This window comes from Candidatus Synechococcus spongiarum SH4 (assembly GCF_000586015.1).
Lineage (GTDB): Bacteria > Cyanobacteriota > Cyanobacteriia > PCC-6307 > Cyanobiaceae > Synechococcus_B > Synechococcus_B spongiarum_F.
Genome location: NZ_JENA01000147.1, coordinates 1 through 4,247 on the forward strand (window position 1 = coordinate 1; position 4,247 = coordinate 4,247).

The 4,247-nt window shown below is 63.5% G+C and carries 4 protein-coding genes; 2 read left to right on the forward strand and 2 right to left on the reverse strand.

All coding sequences use genetic code 11. The features are described from left to right. Positions 1-181 precede the first annotated feature (181 nt). Complete coding sequence (locus BG35_RS0107015) at positions 182-1,273, forward strand: phosphotransacetylase family protein (RefSeq protein ID WP_025782275.1); 1,092 nt, start codon at positions 182-184, stop codon at positions 1,271-1,273. Between the two features lie 90 nt (positions 1,274-1,363). Then, entirely contained in the window at positions 1,364-1,876 is a 513-nt protein-coding gene (locus tag BG35_RS0107020; protein WP_025782276.1) for a DNA-processing protein DprA, read from the forward strand. Positions 1,877-2,034: 158 nt separating this feature from the next. On the opposite strand, the gene hemL is transcribed toward BG35_RS0107020, so the two are convergent. Together hemL and xth are read right to left on the reverse strand one after the other, a co-directional pair. Then, the gene (gene hemL, locus BG35_RS0107030; protein WP_025782277.1) at positions 2,035-3,339 is read right to left on the reverse strand and encodes a glutamate-1-semialdehyde 2,1-aminomutase; all 1,305 of its coding nucleotides are present in this window, start codon (positions 3,337-3,339) and stop codon (positions 2,035-2,037) included. Between the two features lie 45 nt (positions 3,340-3,384). Beyond that, the gene (xth, locus tag BG35_RS10805; RefSeq protein WP_034417684.1) at positions 3,385-4,197 is read right to left on the reverse strand and encodes an exodeoxyribonuclease III; all 813 of its coding nucleotides are present in this window, start codon (positions 4,195-4,197) and stop codon (positions 3,385-3,387) included. Between the last annotated feature and the right edge of the window lie 50 nt (positions 4,198-4,247).

Sequence of the window (4,247 nt, forward strand, 5' to 3'; positions counted from 1 at the left end):
GGGAGCCTGCTACCAATTCTCGGTCCCCGGTTATCAGGTTGTGCTCTGGTTCCTGGAGGTGTGCCGCTGCGGCGCCCGCCACCCCGGCGGTCGGCTGCCTGCCGACATGCCCCGGAGCTTTTGGACACAACTGTTTTCTGCGTAGGTTTCCGCTTAAAGTGCTGCCAGCACCCGGTCTGGCGTGTCCATCACCATGTTGATCGGCTCGGCAGAGCCGTACAGCGGCAAATCCGCCCTTGTTCTGGGGGTTGCCCAATGGCTGAGATCCCAGGGAATCAGCTTTCGCTACAGCAAACCGCTGGCCACCAGCCTGGAGCGTCAGCGCCAGCCCGCAGACCGTCTTTTTGACGATGATGCTCACCTGATTGGGGCCATGCTCCAGTTGGCGCCCACGGATTTGATCCCCTCCCTTGCGGCCTCCGCCTCCACGGGCCACCTGGACTTTGCCCATCTGGGCCAGGCCATGGAGCGGGACTATTTTCCAGTTCTGCAGAAGGAATTGGAGGCCTCCACAGCCCAGGTGACCATCATGGAGGGTCCCGGCTCCCTGGCCGAAGGCTGCTGTTTCGGTTTGCACTTGCCAGCCCTGGCGGCCCGTCTGGATGCTCCCGTGCTGCTGATCCATCCCTGGCAGGGCGGCGCCAGCCTGGAGCCACTCTTTGACGCCTGCCAGCGCCTGAACGGCCGGGCGGTGGGCGTGGTGCTCAATGCCGTGGATCCGGAGGTGATTCCCTCCTTGAGACGGGACCTGGAACCCCTGCTGAAGCGTTTCAACCTGCCGTTGCTGGGTGTGCTGCCCCGTAGCCCCCTGCTGCGGAGCGTGAGTGTCCGCGAGTTGAGTCAGCGGCTGAATGCGGAGGTGCTGTGCTGCCAGGAGCGGTTGGATCTTCTTGTGGAAAGCCTGTCCATTGGGGCCATGAGCGTCAATTCGGCCATGCAGGTCTTCCGGCAGCGGCGCAATATGGCTGTGGTGACCGGCGCAGACCGCACCGACATTCAACTGGCGGCTCTGGAAGCCTCCACCCAGTGCCTGATTCTCACAGGAGCATCATCCCCCCTTCCAGAGTTGATTACCCGGGCCGGGGAACTGGAAGTGCCCCTGTTAAAGGTGGGCAAGGACACCCTGGGCACTGTGGCGCTGGTGGAGCGGGCCTTTGGCAACGTGCGGCTCCATGAGCCCATCAAGGCCAGCTTCGCCTTGCGGCTGATGCAGGAGAACTGCGACTTCACCCCTTTGCTGGAGCGACTCGCTCTGCCCCGCTCCCGATCCTGAAACCTGATACCGGAGCGTGGTCCCGGAGCCGTTGTAAAAGCAACCATGGCGCAGGGTGACTGCTACTTTGCAAGGAGCTTTGCATAGCCCTTGCCCAGATCCCTTGACGCCCCCCCGGTGGATCGGGTTGATACACTGGCCCATGAACTGGCCCTGCTCAACAGCCAGGGCAAGCGATCAATCGCCATGCTTGGCTCCCGGCACGTGGCCATGACCACGTCCCACCTGGTGGAGTTGCTGGCCAGCGCCCTGGTGCGAGAAGGTCACAGCCTGCTCACCTCCGGGGCCATGGGAACCAATGCCGCTGTCATCCGTGGCGTTCTGGCGGTCAAGCCCAGCGCCTTGACGGTGGTGCTGCCCCAGAGCCTTTCACGGCAGAGCAAGGAGTCGCGCCAGCAGATGGAGCACGTGCTTCACCTGATTGAAAAGCCCGAGCACGATCACCTTCCCCTGCAGGAGGCCAGTCTTCTGTGCAACAAGGAGATTATCGAGCGCTGCGACCAACTGATCTGCATGGTGTTTCACGACAGCCACACCCTGCTGGAAACGGCCCAGATGGCAGAAGACCAATGCCGCCTGGTGAGTGTGCTCTATTTTGATTAGCCTTTGATTGGTCCGTCCACACACCGCCGCAGGCATCATGGGCACCTGGCTGACCAGTTGGGGACTGATTGATACAGGAGCCATCCTGCTGGCGCTGCTGGTGCTGGTGGCGTTTCTTGCCCGCTGGCGCCGCTGACCGGGGCCATGGAGGCGGGCAGTCAGGCAATTTCCGCAAAGGATTCGCGAAAGGCATCCAGGGTGGTGTCGATGTCGTTGTCGCTGTGGGCGAGGGAGGTGAAACCTGCTTCAAAGCCACTGGGGGCCAGGTACACGCCACGCTTCAGCATGGCCCGATGGAGACGGCCGAACCGTTCGTGGTCCGCTTCCTTGGCATCGGCAAAATTGCGCACGGGCTGATCCCGGAGGAAAAAGCCGAACATGCCGCTGATGCTGGCGCCGCTGATGGGCAGCCCCGCCTCCCGGCCGGCCTCCAGGATCCCCGCCACCAGCCGCTTGGTGACGGTCTCCAGGCGGTCGTAGACGCCGGGGCGCTTGAGCAGTTCCAGGGTGGCGATCCCGGCCGTCATGGCCAGGGGATTGCCGCTGAGGGTTCCGGCCTGATACATGGGGCCTTCCGGCGCCACCATGGCCATCACGTCGGCTCGACCGCCGTAGGCCCCCACCGGCAATCCACCGCCGATCACCTTGCCCATGGTGGTGAGATCGGGGGTGACGCCAAAGCGGGTCTGGGCGCCGCCGTAGCTGATCCGGAAGCCCGTCATCACCTCGTCAAACACCAGCAGGGAGCCCCGGTCACGGGTGAGTTCCCGTAGGCCCTCCAGAAAACCGGCATCCGGGGGAATGAAGCCGGCGTTGCCCACCACAGGCTCCAGGATCACCCCGGCAATCTGGTCTTCGTGTTCCGCAAACAGCGCCTTGACGGCTTCCAGATCGTTGTAGGGAGCCGTCAGGGTGGAGGCGGTCGCCGAACGGGGCACACCCGGGGAATCAGGCAAGCCGAGGGTGGCCACGCCGGAGCCCGCCTTCACCAGGAACATGTCCGCATGGCCGTGGTAGCAGCCCTCGAACTTGATCAACTTGTCCCGACCGGTGAAGGCGCGCATCAGCCGCAGGGCCGCCATGCAGGCCTCCGTGCCGGAGTTCACGAAGCGCACCTTCTCCACGGAAGGCACGGCCTCGATCACCATCTCCGCCAAGGTGTTCTCCAGCAGGCAGGGGGCGCCAAAGGAGGCGCCCCGGTCCAGGGCGTCATGGAGAGCGCTGATCACCTCGGCACGGGCGTGGCCGCAGATGGCCGGTCCCCAACTGCCCACGTAGTCGATATAGCGGTTGCCATCCACATCCCACACGGAAGAGCCTTTGACGTGATCAAAGACGATGGGCTTGCCGATGACTGAGCGAAACGCCCGGACCGGTGAATTCACGCCCCCGGGCATCAGCGCCAGGGCTGCGTTAAAGATCTCTTCGGAGCGGGTGGTATTCAGCGGAGAAGCTGGGGCCACGTCGTCGAGTTCGATGGGTCAAACGTTCAGGGTAAACCCATACCCCTAACGGTCCGCGCCGGCGCCGGCAAACAACTCCACAACAACGGGGGCATGGTCACTGGGCCGGGGCAGACCCCGCTGCTGGCGATCAATCCAGCAGTCCCTTGCGGTGTCGTAGAGGTCCCGGGTGAGGTAGACGTGATCCAGGCGCCAGCCCCGGTTCCGCCGCCAGCTTCCAGCGCGGTAGTCCCACCAGCTCCAGTGGCCGCCTTCCGGGTGAAAGCGCCGAAACCCGTCCTTGAGGTCCTGTCCCAGCACCACCTGCAGGGCCTCCCGTTCCTGTGTACTGGCCATGACGTGGCCCTTGAACCGCTGTGGATCATGCAGATCCCTGTCTTCAGGAGCAATGTTGAAGTCCCCCACCATGCAGAGGGGTTCACCCTGCTCCAACTGCATGGCCACATAGCGGCCCAGGCAATCCAGCCAGGCCAGCTTGTAGCCGTAGCTCCTGCTGCCAACGGATGCCCCGTTGGGAACATAAAGGTTGAGGATGCGCAGGGAACCCAGACGGCCGCTGATCACACGCTTCTGCTCACCGAGGATCACCGCCTCCTCGTCCTCCTCCAACATCCCGTCGAAACCGATGCGCACATCATCCAGGGGTTCACGGCTGACGAGGGCCACCCCGTTATAGGACTTCTGACCACTGGCGACCGCTCTGTAGCCCACGGCATTCAGCGGGTCATGGGGAAACAGGTGGTCGGCCACCTTGGTTTCCTGGAGACAGAGCACGTCCGGCTGGCGTGTCTCCAGCCAGTTGACCACCTGCTCAAGACGGGCCCGGAGGGAATTGACGTTCCAAGTGGCGATGCGCATGGATTTCACAAACAACCTGCCACACAACAGCCTGGGGGATCAGGAACCAG

What these genes read in the sequence shown, in the direction of transcription:
- xth (WP_034417684.1), bottom strand. Translation starts at nt 4,197, where the DNA reads ATGCGCATCGCCACTTGGAACGTCAATTCCCTCCGGGCCCGTCTTGAG.